Below are 821 nucleotides of genomic sequence, written 5' to 3' on the forward strand. Positions count from 1 at the left end.
TGTAGAGCTTGTCCTTGGGAAAATCAAACCAGTCCGGACTGGTCAGGAGCTCATAGGCCCACTCGATGGCCTCATCACGGAAATAATCACCGATAGAGAAGTTGCCCAGCATTTCAAACATAGTGTGGTGGCGGGCTGTCTTTCCGACGTTCTCGATGTCGTTGGTCCGGATGGCCTTCTGTGCATTGGTAATCCGCGGATTTTCCGGGATGATGGTCCCGTCAAAGTATTTTTTGAGCGTGGCAACTCCGGAGTTAATCCAGAGCAGGGTCGGATCATTGACCGGTACCAGACTGACAGAGGGCTCAACAGCATGGCCTTTGCTTGCCCAAAAATCCAGCCACATCTGACGAATCTGTGCACTTGACATTTGTTTCATTGTTTTTTATTCTCCTATAATTTTGTTTGTTTACGATGAGGAAGATTCCAGCATCTCGACGTAATCAATGGCTACGCAGAGGGAAATGACCAGATCGGCATACTGGTCATCATAGACAGCTACTTGGTAGGTCGAGGTGAGATGAAAGAGCTCTTTGGAAATCTCTGCCACGGTCTGGCCGCGGTCATCCAGCAGCCGGAAATCCAAATCCCAGATATTGCCTTCCACCCGCAGACCGAGATTGTCAAACTGGTACTTGTCCCGCCAAAAGGTCCATTTTTTGCGGATGTAAAAGCTGGAGCCGTTGGCCAGCTGGATTTCAAAGTGGGGCAGCAGGGTCAGGACAGGCTTGGTAATCCGACTGACCGTCCGTCCCTGACTGTCGTATATCGTAAAGGTCTTGGGAATCTGAAAGAAAGAGCCCTCGACCTGATACTCCACA

General features: G+C 50.1%; 2 protein-coding genes. Both read right to left on the bottom strand.

The window, feature by feature from the left end:
- On the bottom strand, nt 1-379 hold a 379-nt coding region (locus tag STRDD11_RS14430), incomplete at its 3' end, for an alanine--tRNA ligase-related protein (RefSeq protein ID WP_241209375.1).
- A gap of 30 nt (nt 380-409) precedes the next feature.
- Nucleotides 410-821 (bottom strand): LURP-one-related/scramblase family protein (locus STRDD11_RS08165; RefSeq protein ID WP_128836915.1); only part of this gene is annotated, 412 nt, incomplete at its 5' end.

The organism is Streptococcus sp. DD11 (assembly GCF_001578865.1).
GTDB lineage: Bacteria > Bacillota > Bacilli > Lactobacillales > Streptococcaceae > Streptococcus > Streptococcus panodentis.